The organism is Endozoicomonas sp. SESOKO1 (assembly GCF_024606265.1).
Lineage (GTDB): Bacteria > Pseudomonadota > Gammaproteobacteria > Pseudomonadales > Endozoicomonadaceae > Endozoicomonas.
In genome coordinates, this window is the sequence record NZ_JAHHPP010000014.1 from 1 (window position 1) to 21,854 (window position 21,854).

Annotated in this window: 17 protein-coding genes; 13 read left to right on the forward strand and 4 right to left on the reverse strand. The window is 49.9% G+C overall.

Translation table 11 applies throughout. The features are described from left to right. The coding region (locus KDK13_RS00885; protein ID WP_257282843.1) for a hypothetical protein at window positions 1-450 on the reverse strand (450 nt) is incomplete at its 3' end. Between the two features lie 382 nt (window positions 451-832). Between KDK13_RS00885 and KDK13_RS00890 the strand changes: the two genes are divergently transcribed. From KDK13_RS00890 to KDK13_RS00900, 3 genes are all read left to right on the forward strand, one after another. Beyond that, on the forward strand, window positions 833-1,108 hold the full coding sequence (locus KDK13_RS00890; RefSeq protein WP_257282845.1) for a hypothetical protein: 276 nt from the start codon (window positions 833-835) through the stop codon (window positions 1,106-1,108). 45 nt (window positions 1,109-1,153) lie between these two features. Beyond that, window positions 1,154-1,774, forward strand: coding sequence for an FKBP-type peptidyl-prolyl cis-trans isomerase (locus tag KDK13_RS00895; protein WP_257282847.1), 621 nt, complete (start codon window positions 1,154-1,156; stop codon window positions 1,772-1,774). A 239-nt stretch (window positions 1,775-2,013) separates the two neighbouring features. After that, a complete protein-coding gene (locus tag KDK13_RS00900) occupies window positions 2,014-2,682 on the forward strand; it encodes a hypothetical protein (RefSeq protein ID WP_257282849.1) in 669 nt (222 codons plus the stop codon). A gap of 106 nt (window positions 2,683-2,788) precedes the next feature. On the opposite strand, the gene gpmM is transcribed toward KDK13_RS00900, so the two are convergent. Next, the gene (gene gpmM / locus KDK13_RS00905; RefSeq protein WP_257282850.1) at window positions 2,789-4,321 is read right to left on the reverse strand and encodes a 2,3-bisphosphoglycerate-independent phosphoglycerate mutase; all 1,533 of its coding nucleotides are present in this window, start codon (window positions 4,319-4,321) and stop codon (window positions 2,789-2,791) included. A gap of 444 nt (window positions 4,322-4,765) precedes the next feature. Between gpmM and KDK13_RS00910 the strand changes: the two genes are divergently transcribed. The 3 genes from KDK13_RS00910 to KDK13_RS00920 all read left to right on the forward strand — a co-directional run bounded on the left by KDK13_RS00910 (window position 4,766) and on the right by KDK13_RS00920 (window position 6,351). Next, window positions 4,766-5,182 carry a rhodanese-like domain-containing protein gene (locus KDK13_RS00910; protein WP_257282851.1) on the forward strand — a complete coding sequence of 139 codons (417 nt, stop codon included), beginning with the start codon at window positions 4,766-4,768 and terminating at the stop codon, window positions 5,180-5,182. An 87-nt stretch (window positions 5,183-5,269) separates the two neighbouring features. Further along, window positions 5,270-5,776 (forward strand): protein-export chaperone SecB, encoded by a 507-nt coding sequence (gene secB / locus KDK13_RS00915; protein WP_373692193.1) that lies wholly within the window; start codon window positions 5,270-5,272, stop codon window positions 5,774-5,776. Window positions 5,777-5,907: 131 nt separating this feature from the next. Continuing rightward, window positions 5,908-6,351, forward strand: a complete 444-nt coding sequence (locus KDK13_RS00920) for a DUF29 domain-containing protein (protein WP_257282853.1) — start codon at window positions 5,908-5,910, stop codon at window positions 6,349-6,351. On the opposite strand, the gene trmL is transcribed toward KDK13_RS00920, so the two are convergent. Beyond that, window positions 6,348-6,812: a tRNA (uridine(34)/cytosine(34)/5-carboxymethylaminomethyluridine(34)-2'-O)-methyltransferase TrmL gene (gene trmL, locus KDK13_RS00925; RefSeq protein ID WP_257282854.1), complete on the reverse strand. Its 465-nt coding sequence runs from the start codon at window positions 6,810-6,812 to the stop codon at window positions 6,348-6,350. The two genes, KDK13_RS00920 and trmL, sit on opposite strands and share 4 nt — an antisense overlap. A gap of 409 nt (window positions 6,813-7,221) precedes the next feature. On the opposite strand from trmL, the gene KDK13_RS00930 reads away from it, so the two are divergent. The 3 genes from KDK13_RS00930 (at window position 7,222) to KDK13_RS00940 (ending at window position 11,710) form a co-directional block, all read left to right on the forward strand. Next, window positions 7,222-7,770 (forward strand): hypothetical protein, encoded by a 549-nt coding sequence (locus KDK13_RS00930; protein ID WP_257282855.1) that lies wholly within the window; start codon window positions 7,222-7,224, stop codon window positions 7,768-7,770. A 384-nt stretch (window positions 7,771-8,154) separates the two neighbouring features. Beyond that, window positions 8,155-10,617, forward strand: a complete 2,463-nt coding sequence (locus KDK13_RS00935; protein ID WP_257282856.1) for a TcfC E-set like domain-containing protein — start codon at window positions 8,155-8,157, stop codon at window positions 10,615-10,617. Further along, on the forward strand, window positions 10,610-11,710 hold the full coding sequence (locus KDK13_RS00940; RefSeq protein ID WP_257282857.1) for a hypothetical protein: 1,101 nt from the start codon (window positions 10,610-10,612) through the stop codon (window positions 11,708-11,710). The genes KDK13_RS00935 and KDK13_RS00940 overlap by 8 nt, the downstream gene beginning before the upstream one ends. Before the next feature lie 188 nt (window positions 11,711-11,898). On the opposite strand, the gene KDK13_RS00945 is transcribed toward KDK13_RS00940, so the two are convergent. Then, window positions 11,899-13,806 (reverse strand): hypothetical protein, encoded by a 1,908-nt coding sequence (locus KDK13_RS00945; protein WP_257282858.1) that lies wholly within the window; start codon window positions 13,804-13,806, stop codon window positions 11,899-11,901. A 217-nt stretch (window positions 13,807-14,023) separates the two neighbouring features. Between KDK13_RS00945 and hslO the strand changes: the two genes are divergently transcribed. From hslO to gshA, 4 genes are all read left to right on the forward strand, one after another. Then, window positions 14,024-14,893: an Hsp33 family molecular chaperone HslO gene (gene hslO, locus KDK13_RS00950; protein ID WP_257282860.1), complete on the forward strand. Its 870-nt coding sequence runs from the start codon at window positions 14,024-14,026 to the stop codon at window positions 14,891-14,893. Window positions 14,894-15,493: 600 nt separating this feature from the next. Next, the gene (gene pckA, locus KDK13_RS00955) at window positions 15,494-17,107 is read left to right on the forward strand and encodes a phosphoenolpyruvate carboxykinase (ATP) (RefSeq protein ID WP_257282862.1); all 1,614 of its coding nucleotides are present in this window, start codon (window positions 15,494-15,496) and stop codon (window positions 17,105-17,107) included. Window positions 17,108-17,406: 299 nt separating this feature from the next. Then, entirely contained in the window at window positions 17,407-19,749 is a 2,343-nt protein-coding gene (locus KDK13_RS00960; RefSeq protein ID WP_257282863.1) for a Tex family protein, read from the forward strand. Window positions 19,750-20,107: 358 nt separating this feature from the next. After that, window positions 20,108-21,685: a glutamate--cysteine ligase gene (gshA, locus tag KDK13_RS00965; RefSeq protein WP_257282864.1), complete on the forward strand. Its 1,578-nt coding sequence runs from the start codon at window positions 20,108-20,110 to the stop codon at window positions 21,683-21,685. Window positions 21,686-21,854: the final 169 nt, after the last annotated feature.

Genomic DNA, 21,854 nt, shown 5'->3' on the forward strand with positions numbered 1-21,854 from the left:
TGAGACATTACCGGCAGGGTCAACCGTACACCGAGACATATGCCTGAGCTGAAATAAACTGTTATTCCGGGAAAGGCCACTGCTGGCAAATGGCCTTTCGAATTGTTGGCAATCCTGACGAGGGCAGCATGGATCAGGCATCCCTTTTTCTCCCCGCCAAGTTTCTCCCCGCCAAGGTGTTGAAAAATCGGGAACAGCGCGATCACCAGAGAGGCATCCAGTGGCTGTTGCCCGGTTTTCTCCATCAAATAAACCGGAGGTACGTTCACTTCCATTGAACAGGTAGTCGCGGGTTAGGCAGAAGGATTCAGAATTTTCGCAGCCACCGTAGTCTTGCTGACCTGCGACACCTTCGCCAAAGTACCGGTCAGGATAAATTGTCTGGACAGAACGACCAGGGAAGCCGCGCTGAAAACAGGAAGCATGACGTTCAGTCGAGGTATCGGCCATTGCTCTCCTACCCATCACCCCTTGACAGCGATGAGTACAAAAGCTGGCTGATTCATCAGCCATTCTCCGTGATTCAACATCCCCATAACTCAAGGGAGTCGTTGGTAAAACTGAATGAATGAGTCCAGAATAATCCATGAGGAAAGCCCAAATAAAAATGTTCAACACATTTTTTCAGACAACTAAACAGGAAATAAATTTCATAAACTCTGCGAAGCATTCTTCTGGTACAATGTAAGCCTATTGTGACCAAGGCAGGTGTTCATGAGACTGACTTTTCTCGGAACTGCCATTCTGTATTGAATTTATTCGCAGCGACCAGCCAGCTTTTCAGTATCAGGATACTCAGGTTACTGTCACGGCTCACCAGCTCTCCCATCGTGTGCCAAGCTTTGCCTATCGTTTTGAGGAAAAAACAGTCAGTACCCGGCTAAACATTGAGCAGCTCAATGCCCTGGGCGTTCCCCGGGGGGAACTCTGGGGGCTGTTGCAAAAAGGGCAGACAATTACCCTTGGGGATGGCCGGGAGATTCTCCCCGAACAGGTCCTGCAACCGCCACCAGCAAGCCGGATTGCCATCATTGCCGGTGATTTCAGTACCTGGGAAGTGGACAGGGCCGGTCGGTTGATTGAAAGTCAGTCATTGATGGGCAGCTAATCGTGATATACTCGCCCGCTTGATTCATAAAGAAGTTGATGATTAATGTCTGATATTTACCAAACCATGGAAGAACGGGTCAGCTACGGTATCGGTCGCCAGATGGGTGACCAGCTGGCCTCCAACCCGATCGCGGGCTTATCGATTGATGCGGTTCTGGCTGGGCTTGCCGATGCCCTGAACGGTGTCGCCAGTGCCGTTTCCCATGAAGACCTGCACAATGCCTTTACTGAAATGCAAAAGCGCCTGCAGGCAGAAGAAGCGGAAAAGGCCCGGGTGCTTTCTGCTGAAGGTGAGCAGTTTCTGGCAGAAAATGCCAGGCGTGAAGGTGTCCTGGTCACTGAGTCCGGCCTGCAGTTTGAAGTGATCACAGAAGGCAGTGGCGAAAAACCAACCCGGGCCAGTACGGTAAGAACGCATTACCATGGAACACTGATTGATGGAACCGTATTCGACAGCTCCGTTCAGCGGGGTGAGCCTGCAGAATTTCCGGTATCCGGTGTGATTGCCGGCTGGACAGAAGCGCTGCAGATGATGAACACAGGTTCCAAGTGGAAGCTGTTTGTTCCCTATCATCTGGCTTATGGTGAGCGCGGAGCCGGTGGCGCCATCGGTCCATACACGACGCTGGTTTTTGAAGTTGAGTTGCTGGATATTGTCGCCTGATTGATCAGGCCTTTCACTTCCCTGTCGTTACTGACAGGGAATGGAAAAACTGACGACCCCTTCGATAACCACCCCCTTATCAAAAGAAATACCCAGCTGAGAAAACGTTAATCAAATGAAATAACTTTTCCTTCTTGAATTAAAAATCAAACTAAAAATAAATCTTCATCTAAGATGGTATGTTGTAAAAATTATCAGATCAGAATAATTCGATAAAAGATTCTAAAGGTAAGCGACAGATGAATAGTTCAGATCCCTACTATGGTCAGCCAGGCAGGTATCCCATGTCTGGCCAACCTCCGCAGATACCGATGCATCCCCGGCCTGATTACCGGACATCCCATTCACCCAACCCGCAAGGCCATCCATCCACGGCCGCAATGACCTCAAATGGCCTGGCATGCGCACCCGCCCGACCGACCACTTTCATGAACCAGGCCACTTCAAGGCCTGATGACAGGCACTTGGCCCAGCATCAGGAGCCGCCATATATCCCGGTTGAGTACAGGGAAGTGACACGCTGGAAATCGGCGACAATTCAGGCAACTGCGGAGGAATTGAATAAACTCGACAAGTTGCTGTTGCAGGGCTTTACCGAGATCCCCAAAGTAGAAAATCTTTTTGAGGCGGCCGGGTCTCTCCCCGACCAGCAGGTAGAGGTACACACCGTCATCTCCACGGTGGAAAACCGGAACCACCGTTCACAGCCTGCACCTCCGTCAGAGCCTCGGCCACCACTGCTTTTGGCACCGGTTGGAACAATCCCTGTCAGCTCAGCCAATATGGCTCCACAAGGGCATTATCTGGTGGTACAACCCGGTTATGCCAGCCTCCCCCGTGCGCAATATTACCAACCCACCTACCACCCTCCATCCACTTACCACAGAAACGTGCCAGAGGGCTATTAACATGGGCTTCGCTGCCTGGAATTCCGTAAAATCTGAAGGTAATGAATCTGAAGAAAGCTGTGGATAAGTGCAGGGCGCAGCTTATCCACAATCGGGAATAAGAAACTTACTTAACCAGCAGGGACTGCCCTGACATCTCGGCAGGCTGTTCCACACCCATCAGTGCCAGCAGGGTGGGTGCCAGGTCGGACAGGATACCGTCTTTAAGCTGAATGCTTTGCGGGCCAGCATACACCAGCGGAACCAGCTCACAGGTGTGGGCAGTGTGAGCCTGACCGGTTATCGGGTCTTCCATCTGTTCGGCATTACCATGGTCAGCGGTAATCAGGCACTGGCCACCTACCTCTGCCAGGGCTTCCACCACACGGCCAATGCTTTCGTCTACCGCTTCAACCGCTTTAACTGCAGCATTGAAATCGCCGGTATGGCCAACCATGTCGCAGTTTGCGTAGTTACAGATGATCAGGTCGTGCTCGCCACTGCGAATTTCCTGAACCAGACGGTCGGTCACTTCAGGTGCACTCATTTCTGGCTGCAGGTCGTAGGTTGCCACTTTGGGTGAGGCAACCAGTACCCGCTTCTCGCCATCAAACGGCTCTTCACGACCGCCGCTGAAGAAGAAGGTGACGTGAGCGTACTTTTCAGTTTCAGCAATACGGAGCTGGGTTTTGCCCAGTTTCTCCATGTATTCACCCAGGGTGTTCACCAATTCGCCTGGCGGGAATGCGCAAGGCGCATGAATGTCTGCAGAGTACTGCGTCAGCATCACAAAACCGACCAGGTCGGCCACACGGTGGCGCTGGAAGCCGTCAAAGTCCTGATCAACAAAGGCACGGGTGATTTCACGGGCACGGTCAGCACGGAAATTCATAAAGACCAGTGCATCACCATCGTTCAGGCGAGCCGCTTCAGCACCAATCACCGTTGCTTTGACAAACTCATCATTTTCATCACGCTCATAAGCGGCTTTCAGACCTTCAACAGCGGTTGCTGCAGAGAACCCGGCCTTGCCATCGGTGATGAGATCATAAGCCTGCTGTACACGATCCCAACGGTTGTCCCTGTCCATGGCGTAGTAACGACCAATCAGGCTGGCAACACGGCCAATGCCCTTCTCTTTCAGCAGGGCGTCCAGTTTTTCCAGGGACGATTCAGCGCTGCGCGGTGGTGTGTCACGGCCATCCAGGAACGCGTGAACATAGACTTCTTCAGCACCACGACGGGCAGCCAGTTCAACCATGGCATGGATATGGTCTTCATGGCTGTGGACGCCACCGGGTGAAACCAGCCCCATAATATGGACGGCTTTGCCAGCCTTGATGGCTTTATCCACAACACCGGTAATCACGTCGTTTTCGAAGAAGTCACCATCCTGAATAGCTTTGGTAATGCGGGTCAGCTCCTGGTAGACCACGCGACCAGCGCCCAGGTTCATATGACCGACTTCACTGTTCCCCATCTGCCCATCGGGCAGGCCAACGTCCATTCCTGAGCCGGAGACGAAGCTGTGCGGGTTCTCTTTCCAGAGTCGATCCATTACCGGCGTTTTAGCGGCCAGAATGGCATTACTGTCTTTTTCTTCACGGTAGCCGTAACCATCAAGGATGATCAGGGCGGTAGGTGTGCGCTTATCAGTCATGGGTTCTTAACCTGGGCGAACTGGAAGGCTGTGGAAAAAGCTGCGCCTGGAAGCGTGTCCCGGGTAAGGCTGCATTTTGGTCTTGTCAGCCTGCGTCAGCGATCTCTTGAACCAACCTCATGGTGAGTGGAATGGTTTGCATTCTACCTGCTTTACCGCCGGTTTCCAGTGAAATGCCTGCTCTTGATTGAACCGCGCAAACTATCACACCGACGGCGTCAACCGGCGGTATCCTTTGGAGATCCCTGAAATTTTCTGAAGCTTTCCGCGCAAATATCGCCAACAGTCCTGGTAGCGTAATTTTAGTTGCCGAAGGCTTTTTGTACTAAAGCACAATGCGCACAAAAAACCTGCCAGCTTTTTTCATTGGTTTCATCCTTACTTTCCTGCGGTGGGATCAGTATACTTGCCACCTTTCAATTGACAGATTGACAGCTTGTCCGCATGGAACAATACATCGATTTTATCATGAACCACCCGCTGCACGTTGGTGCACTGGTGGCGCTGGCCAGCTTCCTGGCCTTTACTGAAATGCGCAAGGGTGGGCAGAGTGTGTCCACTTCCGAGCTGACCCGGATGGTCAACCAGGACCGGGGCGTGGTGATCGACGTCCGGGAAAAGGCAGATTTTTCCAAAGGTCATATTGTCAACGCCATCAACGTCCCTTATACAAAAGTCAAGGAACGTGCGGGTGAACTGGAGAAGTACCGTGAAAAGACCATCATTGTGGTGGATGCCATGGGACAGCACAGCGGCAGTGTTGGCAAAACCCTGAAAGCCGAAGGCTTTGCCAATGTGGTCAGACTTCAGGGTGGTATGTCTACCTGGACCTCTGACAGTCTGCCAGTGGTCAGAAAATAAGCTCTGGCTGGACAATCTGCACGATCATTACCAAAATGCGTTATTCGCTTGGCTCATCATTAGCTCATCAAAAGTAAGGAAATGACAATGGCTGAAAATCAGCAGCAGGCCTCTCATCAACAGCAGGCGCCGCAGTTTGCGTTGCAGCGAATCTACACCAAAGATATCTCCTTTGAATCGCCAAAGGCCCCGGAGATCTTTCAGAAGCAGTGGCAGCCGGAAGTTAAACTGGACCTGAGCACCAGCAACCGCCCCCTGGAAGAAGGCCTGTTTGAAGTGGTTCTTTCCCTGACGGTAACGGTGGAAAATGGTTCCGGAAATAACCCTTCAGATAAGAAGGAAACCGCTTTCGTTACTGAAGTGCATCAGGCAGGCGTCTTCCTGGCCAAAGGTCTGGATGCAGAAGAGCTGCACCGCACCCTGGGTGCCTTCTGCCCGAATATCCTGTTCCCATACGCCCGTGAAGCTATCGACAACCTGGTACTGCGTGGCAGCTTCCCTCCGCTCATGCTGGCACCGGTGAACTTCGACGCTCTGTATATGCAGGCTCGTGAACAGCAGTCCGCCAAGCAGCAGCCGGAAGCTGTTAATTGATAATACCTGGTCGGCTTCTTTCTGAAGTCGGCTTCCTTTTCCTGTCCTCTCTCAATACCCATACCTTTGCCTCTGCTGTAATAACCATCTAAAGTCATCACAAAGGAAAGCTAACAGGCAAGGTAAGCACAATGCCCGACTTATATGAACGTGACTTTTATTCCTGGACTCAGAAACAGGCCGACCTGATTCGCGAAGGCAGGTTGGCTGAGCTGGACCTGGATAATATTCTGCAGGAGCTGGAAAGCATGGGCAGAAGTGACTACCGGACCCTGCAGTCACGGCTGACCGTACTGTTCATGCATTTACTGAAGTGGCACTTCCAACCAGAAAAGCGAAAACAGGGCTGTAGCTGGGAAAGAACCATAAAAGAACAAAGGAAGCAGATTGGGCGTTTACTACTGGACTGTCCGGGACTGAAAAGCAAACTTGATGCAATGCTGCCTGTCGCTTATGAACGAGCCCTGGAAGACGCCCATGATGAAACCGATCTGCCAGTCAGCTTATTTCCAAAACAGTGCCCGTGGAGTTTCCAGCAAACGGTGGATAAAAACTTCTGGCCTTCCAAGTCTTAGCGCCCACCAACAAACCCCATCTGCCGCCAGGCTTCATAAATCATCACCGCTACGGTATTGGACAGGTTCAGGCTCCGGCTGTTTGGCAGCATCGGCAATCTCAGCACCTGATCGACAGGCAGAGAGTTCAGTATCTCCGCTGGCAGGCCACGGGTTTCCGGGCCAAACAGCAGCGCATCCCCTTCCTGAAACCCACAGCAACTGTAATTGCTGGTGCCCTTGGTGCTCAATGCGAGCACCCGACCCGGTTTGACGGTTTCCAGAAACCCCGGGTAGTCCGGGTGAATTTTCAGCTCGGCAAATTCATGGTAATCCAGACCCGCCCGCTTCAATCGCTGATCATCCAGCTCAAAGCCCAGTGGTTCAATCAGGTGCAGACGAAAGCCGGTATTGGCACAGAGGCGGATGATATTACCGGTATTGGGAGGAATTTCCGGCTGGTAGAGAACAACATCAAGCATGGGCAGATCCAACAGATGACAGAGCGGCAATCATAGAACATCTGTGAGTGGGATGGCATTAATTGACAATCAGTGTCAGCTGATTATTCATGTGGCCACTGCCTGATACACTGGCCATGAGATTGGGTGGAAATCAGAAAGATTATCAATATCTAAATAAACGACACTGAAATACTACAAAATGATCAGTATTGAGACCTGTTATGCGGGTACAAAACTGATATTTAACATCTGCTACACAAATACACATGCGCACACCATACGCAAAAACCGAAAGACGGCAAAGTTTATAGTGACACAGGTCACAAAAAGCTTGTTTAATATTCCTGGATGTTGAAGAATCAGACAACGCCAAATAAGAACATAATCACAGAAAAACAGCAGTTAACCACTGCATGGGAGCATAAAAATGAAAACATTAAGGACATTGGCACTGGCGACGGCGGTTTCTGCGGGGTTGTTGGGTTCTACAGGTGTTTATTCTGCAGATGATGGTGACTTAGGTAGCACTTCGACTGGTAACTTTGACATTAACCTGAATATACCAGGCAATGTGGCAATATGGGGAATGAGAGATCTTCCATTCACTGACGACGGGACCAAAATATTAGAAGCTTGTGTTTTCAGTAGTACTGACGAGGTCCAATTCCAAGTTAACACCACAAATAATGAATTCGAGCTTAAGTCAGGAGCCATTAAGGGGGCTGACTTTACTGTTACTATCACAGATGGCACCGATAGTACTTTATGGGGATCAGGCGGTCTGGCTAGCGGTGATACTTCTTCTAACAACTTTGATGTCTCCGCCGCGTCCGAGCCGAGCAATACCGCTGGTGTAATAGATAGTGTATGCACTGGTGACGATCAGACAATTGATATTAATGTAGCAGTCTCAAACGTGACTGATACAGAGGGCGCCTACACCAGTAATGTTGAGCTGGTAGTCAGTGCTATTTAAAACTCATCCAGGCTCGTGAACTCGTTCCCAGGCTCTTAAGGTTGTCCAAAAACCCGAAAGCGAGTCTCTCTGCGTAGTCGGCTTCTACCTAAAGGAGCCGACGTCCCTTACACCATGATCTCTGTGTTTCATGGGGAATGGTGGTGGAATCACGAGTCGGATCGCATGCGAGCCGACCTGTATCGGAGATAGTTCTTCAGGGTTTCGCGACAGCCTCACTTCTGCAGGAACGAAAATCCTGAAACACATAACTCAACAATACATTTTAAGCGCCATGCCTTTCGCAGTTTAAACAAATAACCGGGAATAACTGTAACCATTATGCGTCGTTGGAAGTGCATTTTATCAATGCTTTGTGCATTTCACATATCCTCTTTCAGTAACATGGCGTACGCTGATGACCCCATATTTCTCGCCGCCAGCAACCCACCTCCGGGTTTTGAAGAGCTCAGTGGCACCCAACAATCCCTGGTGGATATTTATTTTGGTGACCGCTATATCGGTTCCCAGCTGGCCTCGTTCAGCCCCGGAATTATTGAACTGCCTAATCCTGCCGAGCTGGTGCGCCAGATCGGCAATCTGAATGACCCAACCCTGATCGTCAGCACCCTGACCGGTGAACTGAACAGCCATGCAAACCTGGTGTGCCTGACTAACGCCTCGCAAAACTGCGGCATCCTGGAACCCCCTGTTGCTGGTGTTATTTTCGATGAGTCCCGCTTTCGTGTAGATATATTTATCAATCGTCGTTTTATGCTGACCCGTGCCGCTGATGTGCGCAAATACCTGCCCCCTTCCGATGCAGGCTTTGCCCTGATGCAGAACTTTTCTGCCACCGTCAGCGGCTCCAGCGCCGAGGACAGCGATAACAGTTATACGCTGAATGGCCTGACCATGGCTGCCTGGAAAGAAAACAGTATCTACTGGAGCTGGGACTATTCCGATACCAGCCACTTCTCTGTCAACCAGTTCTACGGCCAGCGGGATTTTGAAGGGATGGAATACAACGCTGGCCTGTTATCCACCAGCGGCTTTGGCCTGAACCTGACCTCTGATCAGCCCATGATTGGCCTGCGGATTAACAGCTCCGACAATACCCGGGAAGACCTGGACTTCTCCGGTGGCATGCCGGTAGAAGTGTTCCTGCCCACCCGTGGCCGGGTGGAAGTGCGTAAGGATGACCGGTTGATCGACAGTGCCTTCTTCGAAGCGGGTTCCCAGCAGCTGGATACCTCCAGCTTCCCCAGCGGCGCTTACGATATTGAAATCCGTATTCTTGATGAAAGCGGCAGCCTGATCGCAACTGAAAACCGCTTCTTTGCCAAGCAGAGTCAGATTCCACCCATCGGTGAATGGCTGTTTTTTGCCGAAGCCGGCCGGGTGGTCTACCGTGAAACCGATCAAGCTCTGCCGGAAATCACTGACCTGTGGCTGAACCGTGCCGGTGTCAGCCGTCGGGTAATGGATACCCTGGCCGCGACCGGAGCAGTCGCTATCAATGATAACGATGCCCTGATGGAATTCGGGCTGTATCACTTTGGCTACCGTTATGAAATCTCCCCATCACTGATGCTGGCAGATAGTGGCAGCAAGGGCTTTACCGTCAACAGCCGACTGACCCTCGGCGACCTCTCACTTTCAGGCAACTACCGTCGTTTATGGCATGATAAAGCCATTGAGAGTGAAACTGACGAGAATGGAGACGAGCTCCCCGGCCTGTTTGGCAACGCCTTTGAACAGCACTCGTTTTCCGCATCCATGCCCCTGTTTGATGGCAGCCTGGGCTACCGTTACAGCCTGAACCAGGGCTATGACGACAATAATGAAGAGCAGGACCCGCCCCGTACTCACAGTCTGGACTATCGCCGTACCCTGTTCCGCACTTTTGATTACCATGGCGATGTGGCTCTGAGCCTGAGCAAATCCGGTGATACAGAGATTGGTCTGGTCAGCTTCAGTTTCCGTTACCGTGAAGATCGCTGGAACTTCCGGGCCACACCGCGGGCAGAGATCAACAAACGTGATGGTACAACGGATAGCTCTGAGCGACTGCGGCTGTCAACCTCCTGGGAGGATGGCGATCATCTGGATGGCGATCTGCGCTTTGATCTGGGCGTTGAAGGCGGTACCGGTGATGAACGCATGGATGGCAGCGTTCAGTACGCCAACCATTATGGCCGGGCCAGCTTCAGTGCCAGCCATACCCGTGACAGTGACCGTAATACCACCTCCTGGGGTGGCAGTATGAGCACCAGCTTCCTGACCGATGGCGACGTGTTTGCCCTGGGGGGGGAAGAGCGTGCAGAGAGCGCCCTGGTAGTGAATCTGGATGGCCGTCCCGGTGATGTATTTGATGTCAAGGTAAACGGCCAGCGTCGTGGCTATGCCATTGCCGGCTCCCCGTCCGTTATCGCCCTGTCACCCTACGAGCAGTACCGGGTCAGCCTGAGCCCGGCCGGTGAAACCCTGTACAGCTTTGATGAGCGGGAAAAAACCGTAACGCTCTACCCCGGTAATGTAATGACACTGGATTACCAGGCAATTCCCCTGCAGCTGCTGTTTGGACGACTGTTGTTTAACGGTCAACCACTGGAAGGTGCCCGTATTAATGGTGGCATCTACCCGGGCAGCACAGATGATATTGGAATGTTTCAGCTGGAGACCCGTTCTGATGTGGGTAACCTGCAGGTAGAACTGGACAACGGCTGGCTCTGCCAGCTGCCAGTGAAACCACTGGATGCCGGTTATGTGCTGCAGATGGGCACCATCGATCTTGCTGACTCCCAATGTTCACCATTGCTGGAAGGCCAGTTGGCGATTACCAGGCGGGATGATATCGATGAGTAATCAGGCAGTGTGCAGAATGGTTTTTTCTGGTTCCCATGCCTTGTACAGGAACGAGATTAGTAAATGCTTCTTCTCTGGAAATTGTTTTTTCTTGATACTGTTATTGGCTTTTTCACTACATGGTTTTGCGGACGCTGACTGTAACTCACAGAACTGCGATAACGTTGATAATTACTGGGTAAAAATTAAACGACTCACTGATATTGATCTTGGTTCATGGACAGGGAATGATGTGGCAAGTGGCAAGAGCCAGCTTGTGAATAAAAAAACCTTTTGTGCCATTTCTTACAGGGAAGATGGCAATAATCGAGTAATGTACAATCCTGAGCTGCAACTACAGGGTCCCGCTGATGGGAATGCCGGACAGTTTATTGTCAGCAATGACGGAAATCAGATACCACTTACCATTCATCTTGAGAGGTATTCAGGGAATGATGCACCACAAACACCTGATCGCCAGAGCTTCACTCCTGGTTACCCAGTCAAACTAACAGGAAATAATGCATACAGCCTGTGTAGAGAAAATGAGTTATCTGTAACGGTTACCGCCTATAAAGACGATATTATTTCTGCCGGTGCGACAGGTATTTACAGTGGTATCTTTAAAATGCAAGTAGGGCCGGGGACATCGCCGGAAAGCCCCGGGCCTGTTTTTATCGAATTTTCAATAACCCTTAATGTTGCTCCCGCGATTCTGATCTCAGGACTCGAGGATATGCAATTGACGTCAACAACCGGGCAGGATATTTCGGAATCCCAAAAGTTTTGCGTCTATGCCGCGAGCAAGAGTAAGTTCAAAATAAAGGGACTCAGCAGGTTTGGCTCGGGTGCTTTTCAGCTTGATAATAATGGCCAAACGATGGGGTATGACCTGACTGTCGGGCCGTCAAATAATAATGGGAATGGTAACAAAATCACGCTTGTTGAAAGTGATGATTTTGTCGGCCATCCGTCATGGAAAGGAGATCAACTGCTGAATTGCGGCAATGATGAAAATATGATGCTGACGGTGTCGATTAGCAAAGCATCACTTGATAACGCTACTTCAGGGCTGTATCAGGATACCGTTACGCTGACGGTTACTCCTGAATAGCGGGATTGATAAAAATATCTCCCATTCCCATGATCCTGCGCAGTAATGCATAAGTGAGGATTGTGATTCTGAATAGATGGTAAACCAGCTGGAGTTTATAAAGGCACGCTTTATCTCACCGTTGAGCCTTCCTGAAAAGCTGATATGAATACCATGCTTATCCAGATTTGCATATCCTTTATCCTGGTCTAGTAGATCAAAACCACTGGCTTCGTAACAGAAGGCTGAACTCCATGGCGCTGTTCAATTTCTGCTTCAAGGCTATTGCATACATCATCTTCAACGTCGGCAATATCCTTTTCCCGGTGTACAGGGTCATTGATGATATCTAATATCTCATCGTCGTTCATCAACTTATCCGCCCCTGTCCCCTGAAGGATCAAAAAACATGCTGTATCAGGTCTGGGTGGCAATTTAGAGATAGCACATTGTTGTTTGGCTTTTTCTACTTCCCGGGCATCGGCTTGAGGCTTTCCAGATATTTCACAGGCCAACTGAGTCGCGACCCCGGTATTGGTATTGTCTACTTGTAACTCTTGTACTCCGGTTGCACCCTGAGGTGCGTAAAGTGCTCTGATATTCCCGGCATGTTTCTGATTGATCAGCCATTTATCTTCATTAATATCGAGCACCATGGCGAAGTCTCCCGGTATATCTGTATGTGTTTCCACCCGTGAGAAGGTGTTGTATAAGATATTGAAAACTTCTGTATCGGTAATACCTTCCAGTGTTCCCCTGTTACTGTCTTCAATATATTTCTTAAACTCTTCAGTCAAGCTATTTTTAAATGTTCTTGCATATTCTGTGGTGCCTTCCTGCCCCTCAAAGAGTAAGTACATTACCGGGTTAGGGTTAACCATTTCTTCAGCGTCTGCAATAACTTCCAGTTCAGCCTGGTGAGAGTAAATGTCATTGCCAGCTGGCCCGGCGTGCGCATGATTTAATGTGTCTGGCTGATGTTGTTTCTGGGCTGCAAAAATACGGCTTATAGCTCCTTCATTAAATAATCTCGGTTCATATACACCTACGTCATCTGACGTATACTCTCCACGCGTTGAAAGGGAATCTGACGTCGTCGATGATAAAGGACTGTCAACGTCAGCACCCGGTTGAGCCGGTGTTACCGTTGTTCTTGCTGTTTCAATGTCATGATCCGCTCGCCTGAATGGCAAAGGCCACACTGTGTCAGCGTGGGCGGCGGTTGCAGGCCAATCTTCATCCAGCTGTTTTCTTCGATTTGGCAAGTCTGCCAAAACCGGAGGAAGTTTACGTTTGCCTTGCCTGCGCTCATTTGTTTTTTCTTCTGGTTGAGTAGTGAGCTCAGGAGTCACTCCTGGCCTAGCCTCCCTTGGGATTTTGCGATGACTTTTATCAGACTGCCCATTGGGTGATTTGACTTTAAATAGAAAGTGACCATTCTCTTTGTCTTCGGAAGCTGAAGGTGGCCAGTTTGACAAGTTAGCAGTGATTTCATACTGACTGTTATTGGGTGATTCATACTGCAGAGCGTTGGAATAAGGTGCCTGTTCATTTAACGCATGCGCTGTATTGGCAACGTTAATTTTTTCGTCCTCTATGGCTCTGTCCAGCTCTGTATCTCGACCATTATCAACAAATGATTCCTTTATTTCGCCAATTCTGGATGACAGCATGTTGATTAATAGTTTTTTCCGGTCTTCACTCATTCCTTGCTCAGGTGGGATCAGGGTTTCTATTCTGCCAGAACTGGATACATACTTAATTTCGAACCCGCATTCGGAAGCATCAAAGCGACCGGGATTAACCATGAATTGTTGAATTTCTCTCAGCCTGAATGTTATTTCTCGCTTACCTTGTAACTCTGCCAGACGATCACACTGTTTCATGTACTGATCTTCAAGGCTTTCTATCTCCGTTTTTTGGGTGCTGACGTGAGCAGTTGCTTCTGCATTTCCGGTACGTCTTTTTTTCAGTAGCGGCGCACTATCCTGAAAGTCAGCACCTACAGCGGTTTGCTGTTGGGCTGGATCAGCTGATGGTGAGTCATCAGCTACCTGAGAGTGGGGGAAATGGGGTGAGGTAGAAACTGCTTTATGAATCCCTGATCCTTCTGGCATGTCCTTTACCTAATCAAGCTAGAATCTTTTGATTATAGCCAAGCAGCATTTTAAAGAGAGAAGCTATAAACATGGCGAAGTGTTTTTGCCTGAATCGTAATATAATACGTCGCTTCTAATTTTGTGTTTCTTTGTAAATCAGTGGCTTGCCTGTATTTGTTCGGTAGTTTTAATGCTGTCGTCAGTTTTCTGATAAGCCCGGAACGGAATGTTGCTCATGAGCAGAACTGATAACGCAGTACAACGCTTTATCTTTGACAATACTGATATTCGCGGTGAAATCGTTTCCCTTAACCACAGTTATGTTGATGCCCTGGTTGCCCATGATTATCCAGAGGTTGTCAGACGCCTGCTGGGAGAGTTGGTGGCCTCTGCCCTTCTGTTGAGCACAACACTGAAGTTTGACGGGTTGCTTACCCTTCAGGCCAGAGGTGACGGGCCATTAACATTGCTAATGGTGGAATGTACAGACCAGCGGTCGTTCAGGGCTGTTGCGCAGTTCAAAGATGATCTTTCTGAGGGAACGCTTCAGGAGCTTCTGGGCAAAGCAAGCCTGTTGATTACCGTGGACCCCGTCAAAGGGAAGCGTTACCAGGGTATTGTTCCCCTGGAAAAGGAAACCCTTTGCGCAAGTCTTGAAGACTATTTTACTCAATCTGTGCAGTTGCAAACCCGGTTGTGGCTGGCCTGTGATGGCCAAACCTGTGGCGGGTTACTGCTTCAGGCGTTACCCGCCAGTGTTGAGCTTTCCGAGGAGGTTCGCGCTGAATCCTGGAAGCGCATGACGGCTCTTGCTGACACCATTCAGGATGCTGAGTTGCTGGAACTGGACCATGAAACCCTGCTGGTCAGACTGTTTCATGAAGAAACTGTCCGTATTTTTGAAAAAGAGCCTGTTCGTTTCGTCTGCACCTGTTCCCAGGAAAGAAGCGCAAAAATCATCAGTACCCTGGATCGAAAAGAAATTGAGTCCATCATTGAAGAAGAAGGTCAGGTTGCCATGGACTGCCAGTTCTGTAATCACCAGTATGTTTTTGGTAAAGAGGATATAGATTCAATCTTTAACGAAAAACCACAACTTCATTAAGTTCATTAAGGCTTTTTAACTCCTCTCCTCCTGCTCCGGTCAGGAATTCCATTGAATTTCTGACCAGTACCTGTTGACCTTCCGTTATGGACTCAGCGTATCAGGGTGCTTCTATGGCACGGCATTGCGGGAATACTATGAAGGTTATAAAGGGCAGTAGCCTTTCAAAATGCCGCGAAGACGGTACCCAGATTCACCCACAGGACTTGCAACAAAACGTCAACATACCTTAACAGTCAAGCGCCGTTTATTTTGTTTGCCTCTACTTGTTTTTGTTATTTTATGTTGGATTTTACTAGCTATTTATGAGTTTATTCGCCATAGATAGCCAGAGATCGTGACGACAGTGTGCGCCTGTGCTTTCTTCCAGTGACCAATGATAAAATTGACACGGGGCAATACTTTTAAACTGACAAAGGTTTAACGTTTTTTACCAGACTCAGTTAACTGTCAGGCATGATAAAGAGGGTTTTATAACTTGTAATTTCAGAGTTATATTTAAATAACAGGTTCAATACCCTACCATAGCACGCAACAATAATTATCATAATCTAACAACACAAACGTTGAGTTGAGCGTATTGCCTTAGGAGAACTTTGCATGGCCCATGTAAACGTAAAGGAAGCTCTGGCTGCAGTTGGAATCAAGGATGTCCTTGATGTGGTCTACAACCCCTCTTATGAAACGCTGTTTGAAGAGGAGACCCGCCCGGAACTGGAAGGCTTTGAACAAGGGGTAGTTACTGAAATGGGGGCAGTGTCGGTTGATACCGGCATCTTCACTGGCCGTTCTCCGAAGGATAAATACATCGTCAGGGACGATACAACCCGGGACACCATCTGGTGGGCGGACCAGGGTAAAAATGATAACAAAGCCATTACTGAAGAAGTCTGGGCAGATCTTAAATCACTGGTAACCCATCAACTGTCCAACAAGCGCCTGTTCATTATTGACGGTTTCTGTGGCGCTAATCCTGAAACACGCCTGAGCGTGCGCTTTGTAACCGAAGTGGCATGGCAGGCGCACTTCGTCAAGAACATGTTCATCCGGCCCAGCGACGATGAGCTGGTGGGCTTTGAACCTGACTTTATTGTGATGAACGGAGCAAAGTGCACCAATCCAAAATGGCAGGAGCACGGTCTCAACTCTGAAAACTTTGTGGCATTCAACCTGACGGAGCGGATTCAGGTCATCGGTGGCACCTGGTATGGCGGTGAAATGAAAAAAGGGATGTTCTCCATGATGAACTACCTTCTGCCACTGAGGGGCATAGCGTCCATGCACTGTTCTGCCAATGTCGGAGAGCAGGGTGATACGGCAATTTTCTTTGGCCTGTCCGGCACCGGTAAAACCACACTCTCTGCCGATCCCAAGCGTGCATTGATTGGCGATGATGAGCACGGTTGGGATGATGATGGCGTCTTCAACTTTGAAGGCGGCTGTTATGCCAAGACTATCAACCTGAGAGAAGAGAACGAACCTGAAATTTTCCACGCCATTCGTCGTGATGCGCTGCTGGAAAACGTCACCGTTGATGCCCGGGGCAACATTGACTTTGATGATGGCTCAAAAACCGAGAATACCCGGGTTTCTTATCCCCTTTGCCATATTGATAATATTGTCAAGCCGGTTTCCAGAGCTGGTCACGCCAAAAAAGTGATCTTCCTGACTGCCGATGCTTTTGGTGTTTTGCCGCCTGTCTCCCGTCTGACCCCTGAGCAGACCAAGTACCATTTCCTTTCCGGTTTTACCGCAAAACTGGCGGGCACTGAGCGTGGTATCACGGAACCAACACCAACGTTCTCCTCCTGCTTCGGTGCCGCATTCCTGACCCTGCACCCTACCAGGTACGCCGAAGAGCTGGTCAAGAAGATGGAAGCCCATGGCGCCACCGCCTACCTGGTGAATACGGGATGGAATGGTACCGGCAAGCGTATCTCCCTCAAGGCAACCCGGGCGATCATTGATGCCATTCTGGATGGCTCTATCGATGGGGCAGAAACCAAAACGCTGCCTTTCTTCGGCTTGCATGTGCCACAACGTGTTGCTGGCGTTGATGATAGTATTCTGAATCCTCAAGATACCTATGAAGACCCGGCAGAATGGGAGCGTAAGGCGCAAGACCTGGCAGATCGCTTTATCACCAACTTTGTCAAGTTTACCGATAACGAAGAAGGCAAGGCACTGTTGGCTGCCGGCCCATCACTGGACTGATTCGTTCCGTAACAATAACCATGTTATTGAGGGAAGCTTTGTCTTCCCTTTTTTATTCTCCATTTCCATTATTTCTGCCCTGAAGCCGTCATTTTCCGGTACTCTGGAGGTTTGCTTGCATACAAACGGTTCAGTTTCGTTATAATTCCAACTTTTCTCTGGTCATTAGCGTGTGTTTATGGCTTGAGTTTTCAGGCCAGGATAGGCATTGATTACCGGCTGGATGCGGAAATGTTGCTGTTTCTGAACATTGTCTGGAAACTGTCCTATTGTTTTGATTCCCATGATGAGTGTGTTTTATGCAGAGTATCTCCCAGCGTATAGCTGAAGAGTTGGGTGCCAGACCTGAACAGGTCACCAGTGCTGTACAGCTGCTTGATGATGGATCCACGGTTCCTTTCATTGCCCGTTATCGAAAAGAGGTCACCGGAGGTCTGGACGATACTCAGCTGAGAACGCTGGAAGAACGTCTCCGCTATCTGCGGGAACTGGAAGAGCGCCGTGAAGCCATTCTGAAGAGCATTACCGAACAGGATAAGCTGACGCCTGAACTGGAAAAAGATATCCGCTCTGCAGATACCAAAACCCGCCTGGAAGACCTCTACCTTCCCTATAAGCCCAAACGTCGTACCAAGGCCCAGATTGCCCGTGAGGCGGGCCTGGAGCCTCTGGCCGACATGCTCTTCACTGCGCCGGAAAAAGACCCTGAAGTTGAAGCCGCCGCTTTTGTGGATGCCGACAAGGGCGTAGAGGATACCAAGGCGGCCCTGGAAGGTGCCCGTTATATCCTGATGGAACGTTTCAGCGAGGATGCCGAGCTGCTGGGTCAGTTGCGTGAGCTGCTCTGGAATGAAGGTATCCTGAGCAGTCGTGGCGTTGAAGGAAAAGAGGAAGAAGGCGCCAAGTTCCGGGACTACTTTGAACATGATGAGCCACTGAACAGTGTTCCCTCCCATCGGGCGCTGGCCATCTTCCGCGGCAGAAATGAAGGGGTATTGCAGGCGAACATCCGCCTTGCCAATGAACCGGACGACCGTCGTGAAACCCATCCCTGTGAAAAACTGGTGGCTGATTTCTGGAAGGTTGAGCACAAAGACCGGGCGGCAGATAACTGGTTGAAAGATGTCGTTCGCTGGACCTGGCGGGTTAAGTTGCTGTCCCAGCTGGAAACCGAGTTAATGACCCGCATACGGGAAAACTCTGAAGATGAAGCCATCAAGGTGTTTGCCAAGAACCTGAAAGATTTGCTGCTGGCGGCACCGGCTGGCCTCAGGCCAACCCTGGGTCTGGATCCGGGTTTGAGAACCGGTGTGAAGGTTGCCGTAGTGGATGGTACGGGTAAACTGGTCGAGCATACGACTATTTATCCCCATGCTCCCCAGAAGAAATGGAAAGAAGCACTTGGCACACTGGCCACCCTCTGCCTGACTCATCAGGTTGAGCTGGTCAGTATCGGTAATGGTACGGCATCCCGTGAAACGGACCGTCTGGCTGCTGAACTGATGCGCAGCTATCCAAAACTTGGCCTGACCAAAATTGTCGTCAGTGAAGCCGGTGCATCCGTGTACTCAGCTTCTGAACTGGCTGCCCGTGAATTCCCGGACCTGGATGTTTCTATCCGTGGTGCCGTATCCATCGCCCGTCGTTTGCAGGACCCTCTGGCCGAACTGGTGAAGATTGAACCGAAATCGATCGGTGTTGGCCAGTACCAGCATGATGTCAGCCAGATCAATCTGTCCCGCTCTCTGGAGGCTGTGGTTGAGGACTGTGTAAACGCGGTAGGTGTTGACCTTAATACTGCTTCCAGCGCGCTGCTGGCACGTGTATCGGGCCTTAACCGTACCCTGGCCGACAATATCGTTGCCTATCGCAATGAAAATGGTGCCTTCAGAAGTCGTAAGGAACTGCAGAAGGTGGCCCGTTTTGGTGCTAAAACCTTCGAACAGGCCGCAGGCTTCCTGAGAGTGATGAACGGTGATAACCCTCTGGACAGCTCTGCCGTTCACCCTGAGGCGTATCCGGTGGTAGAGAAGATTGCCAGCCAGTCAAGCCGGGATGTACGGGCTCTGATCGGTGACTCTGCCTTCTTAAAGGGTCTGAACGCTGCGGACTTTACCGACGACACCTTTGGTTTGCCAACCGTTACCGACATTATCAGTGAACTGGACAAGCCTGGCCGTGATCCTCGTCCGGACTTCAAAGCGGCTGAGTTCAAGGAGGGTATTGAGGATATCCGCGATCTGAAGCTGAATATGGAGTTGGAAGGGGTAGTTACCAACGTTACCAACTTTGGTGCGTTTGTCGATGTTGGTGTCCATCAGGATGGTCTGGTACATATCTCGGCGTTGTCTGAAAACTTCGTTAAGGATCCCCGTGAAGTGGTAAAAGCTGGTGATATCGTCAAGGTCAAAGTCATGGAAGTGGACGTTGCACGTAAGCGTGTCGGCCTTTCCATGCGGATGTCGGATAAGGCCGAAGAGCGTGCAGAAGCCCGCCAGCAACCACGACAGGCCAGAACTGAAAAGCCTGTCGGCCGCAGTAAACTGCAGAAAGCCAGTCCGTCTGGTAATCGTGGTAAGAAGCAGGATTCAGGCGGCACTTTTGCCGATTTATTTGCCAATGCGAAACAACTTCGCAAATAGATATCCCTGCAAAAGCCTGCCTTGACCGTGTCAGCAAAGATATTGTTAACGGTTATGGCCCTTTGCATGAAAAAGCCAGGCAAGCCTTTGTCTGGCTTTTTCAGGGGATTTAGAAAATTCAGGCTGGTATCATATGGATCGCAGGACGAGGCTGTCGCAAACGTTGCACAGGCACTGGAACCCGTAAGGACACAATGACCAAAAAGTAATGTTTTCCGGGAATGATTGCTCTTCGTTCCCTGGTTCCAAAAAGTGCGTTCGATTTGTCGTTTGCAACAACCTCAGGACGTAATCAGCCTCCTAGGTTGATTGCAATTTATCAGGCTCATTCAGGCCTTATTATTATTGGATCTGTACCTTGGCTACTGAGTATCAGGATCGTCTGGAGCTCTTCCAGTCCCGCGCTAACCATTCAGTCCTTCATGGCATCTGCCATGGTATTGAGCGTGAAAGTCTCAGGGTTACCTCAGATGCCCGTCTTTCCCAGAAACGCCATCCTGAGAAACTGGGGCGCGCATTAACCCACCCTTACATCACTACTGACTATTCTGAGGCACTGCTTGAATTTATCACGCCGGTGCACAGTCGAATTGGTGATACGCTCTCTTTTCTTGAGGAGCTTCACCAGTATACCTGTCAGAATTTGGCAAAAGAGCTGCTCTGGGCCGGGAGTATGCCACCTATTCTGGAAGGGGATGACAGTATTCCTATCGCACAGTACGGTAGCTCCAATATTGGTGTCATGAAAAGTGTGTATCGTGAAGGACTCTGCCATCGTTATGGCAAGCCAATGCAAACCATTGCCGGTATTCACTATAACTTCTCCCTGCCCGAAGAATTCTGGGCGTTGTTACAACAGTCTTCCGGACAAGAGGAAACCAACGCTCATGACTTCAGGTCGGCAGGGTATTTTTCCCTGATCCGGAATTTTCTGCGTTTCTCGTGGCTGCTGATGTACCTGTTCGGAGCCTCGCCGACCGTGAGCCGCAGTTTTTTTGCCGATGGCGGCGTTCAATCAGGTCTTCAGATACTCGATAAAGACTCTCTTTTTCTTCCTTATGCAACGTCGTTACGGATGAGTGACATGGGATACAGCAATCACGCCCAGTCTTCCCTGAATATTTGCTATAACACACTGGAGGATTATGTGGACAGCCTTTCCAGTGCCATTCGTACACCCTACCCTCCTTACGAAGCCATTGGTTTGAAAAAAGACGGTAAATACCTGCAACTGAATACCAATCTTCTGCAAATAGAGAATGAGTATTACAGCACTATCCGCCCCAAGCGAATAGCCCGTTCCGGTGAAAAGCCGGTGACCGCCCTGCGCAACGAAGGCGTTGAGTATGTTGAGATACGTTGCCTCGATATCAATCCGTTTGAACCGCTGGGGTTGAGTGAGCTGGATGCCCATTTTCTGGATATTTTCCTGGTCTATTGTGCGTTGCAGACCAGCAACCCTATTCATGCCGATGAGTGTTCTGAGATCAGCAATAATTTCAAAACAGCAGTTACGGAAGGCCGCTGTCCGGGTGTCAGGCTGAAACAGAGAGGTCAACCTGTTGAGCTGCAAAACTGGGGGCTGCAGCTGCTGGATGATATGTCTCCGGTTGCAGGGATTCTTGATCAGGCAAATAAATCATCAATGTTTGTCAAGAGCTTATGTGCCCAACGGAAAAAGCTGAAAGATGTCTCTTTAACGCCTTCTGCCCAGGTACTTAATACCCTTGAAACTGAGGGTTCCGGTTATATCGAGTTGATGATGTCTTTATCGGAAAAGCACTCCAGAAGCTTCTTTGAGCATGGTCTGGGCGATGAACGGATATCCTACTTTGAGCAGCTTGCCCAGCGCTCTATTGCCGACCAGCTGGCAACAGAAAACAACGATAGAAATGACTTTGACTCATTCCTGCAGAATTACATGGCCTCAGAATAGCCGGGAGAAAAGTCTCTCTGGCGAGATTGCCTGAGAATAGCGCGATGGGCTCTATTCCCGGGCAGTCCCCAAAGGTTTTAATCTGTTTCCATCTTGAAATAAGGCCTTGTGAGTGTTTTCTAATGGGAGAGACCAGAGCCTTCTAGTATCTGAATCTGGTAATTAAAAT

Excerpts from the sequence above, each read along its gene's own strand:
- KDK13_RS00960 (WP_257282863.1), top strand. The coding sequence starts at position 17,407 with ATGCAGAGTATCTCCCAGCGTATAGCTGAAGAGTTGGGTGCCAGACCT.
- KDK13_RS00930 (WP_257282855.1), top strand. The coding sequence starts at position 7,222 with ATGAAAACATTAAGGACATTGGCACTGGCGACGGCGGTTTCTGCGGGG.
- pckA (WP_257282862.1), top strand. The coding sequence starts at position 15,494 with ATGGCCCATGTAAACGTAAAGGAAGCTCTGGCTGCAGTTGGAATCAAG.
- KDK13_RS00945 (WP_257282858.1), bottom strand. The coding sequence starts at position 13,806 with ATGCCAGAAGGATCAGGGATTCATAAAGCAGTTTCTACCTCACCCCAT.
- gpmM (WP_257282850.1), bottom strand. The coding sequence starts at position 4,321 with ATGACTGATAAGCGCACACCTACCGCCCTGATCATCCTTGATGGTTAC.
- KDK13_RS00900 (WP_257282849.1), top strand. The coding sequence starts at position 2,014 with ATGAATAGTTCAGATCCCTACTATGGTCAGCCAGGCAGGTATCCCATG.
- KDK13_RS00935 (WP_257282856.1), top strand. The coding sequence starts at position 8,155 with ATGGCGTACGCTGATGACCCCATATTTCTCGCCGCCAGCAACCCACCT.
- hslO (WP_257282860.1), top strand. The coding sequence starts at position 14,024 with ATGAGCAGAACTGATAACGCAGTACAACGCTTTATCTTTGACAATACT.
- secB (WP_373692193.1), top strand. The coding sequence starts at position 5,270 with ATGGCTGAAAATCAGCAGCAGGCCTCTCATCAACAGCAGGCGCCGCAG.
- KDK13_RS00910 (WP_257282851.1), top strand. The coding sequence starts at position 4,766 with ATGGAACAATACATCGATTTTATCATGAACCACCCGCTGCACGTTGGT.
- KDK13_RS00895 (WP_257282847.1), top strand. The coding sequence starts at position 1,154 with ATGTCTGATATTTACCAAACCATGGAAGAACGGGTCAGCTACGGTATC.
- KDK13_RS00940 (WP_257282857.1), top strand. The coding sequence starts at position 10,610 with ATGAGTAATCAGGCAGTGTGCAGAATGGTTTTTTCTGGTTCCCATGCC.
- KDK13_RS00920 (WP_257282853.1), top strand. The coding sequence starts at position 5,908 with ATGCCCGACTTATATGAACGTGACTTTTATTCCTGGACTCAGAAACAG.
- trmL (WP_257282854.1), bottom strand. The coding sequence starts at position 6,812 with ATGCTTGATGTTGTTCTCTACCAGCCGGAAATTCCTCCCAATACCGGT.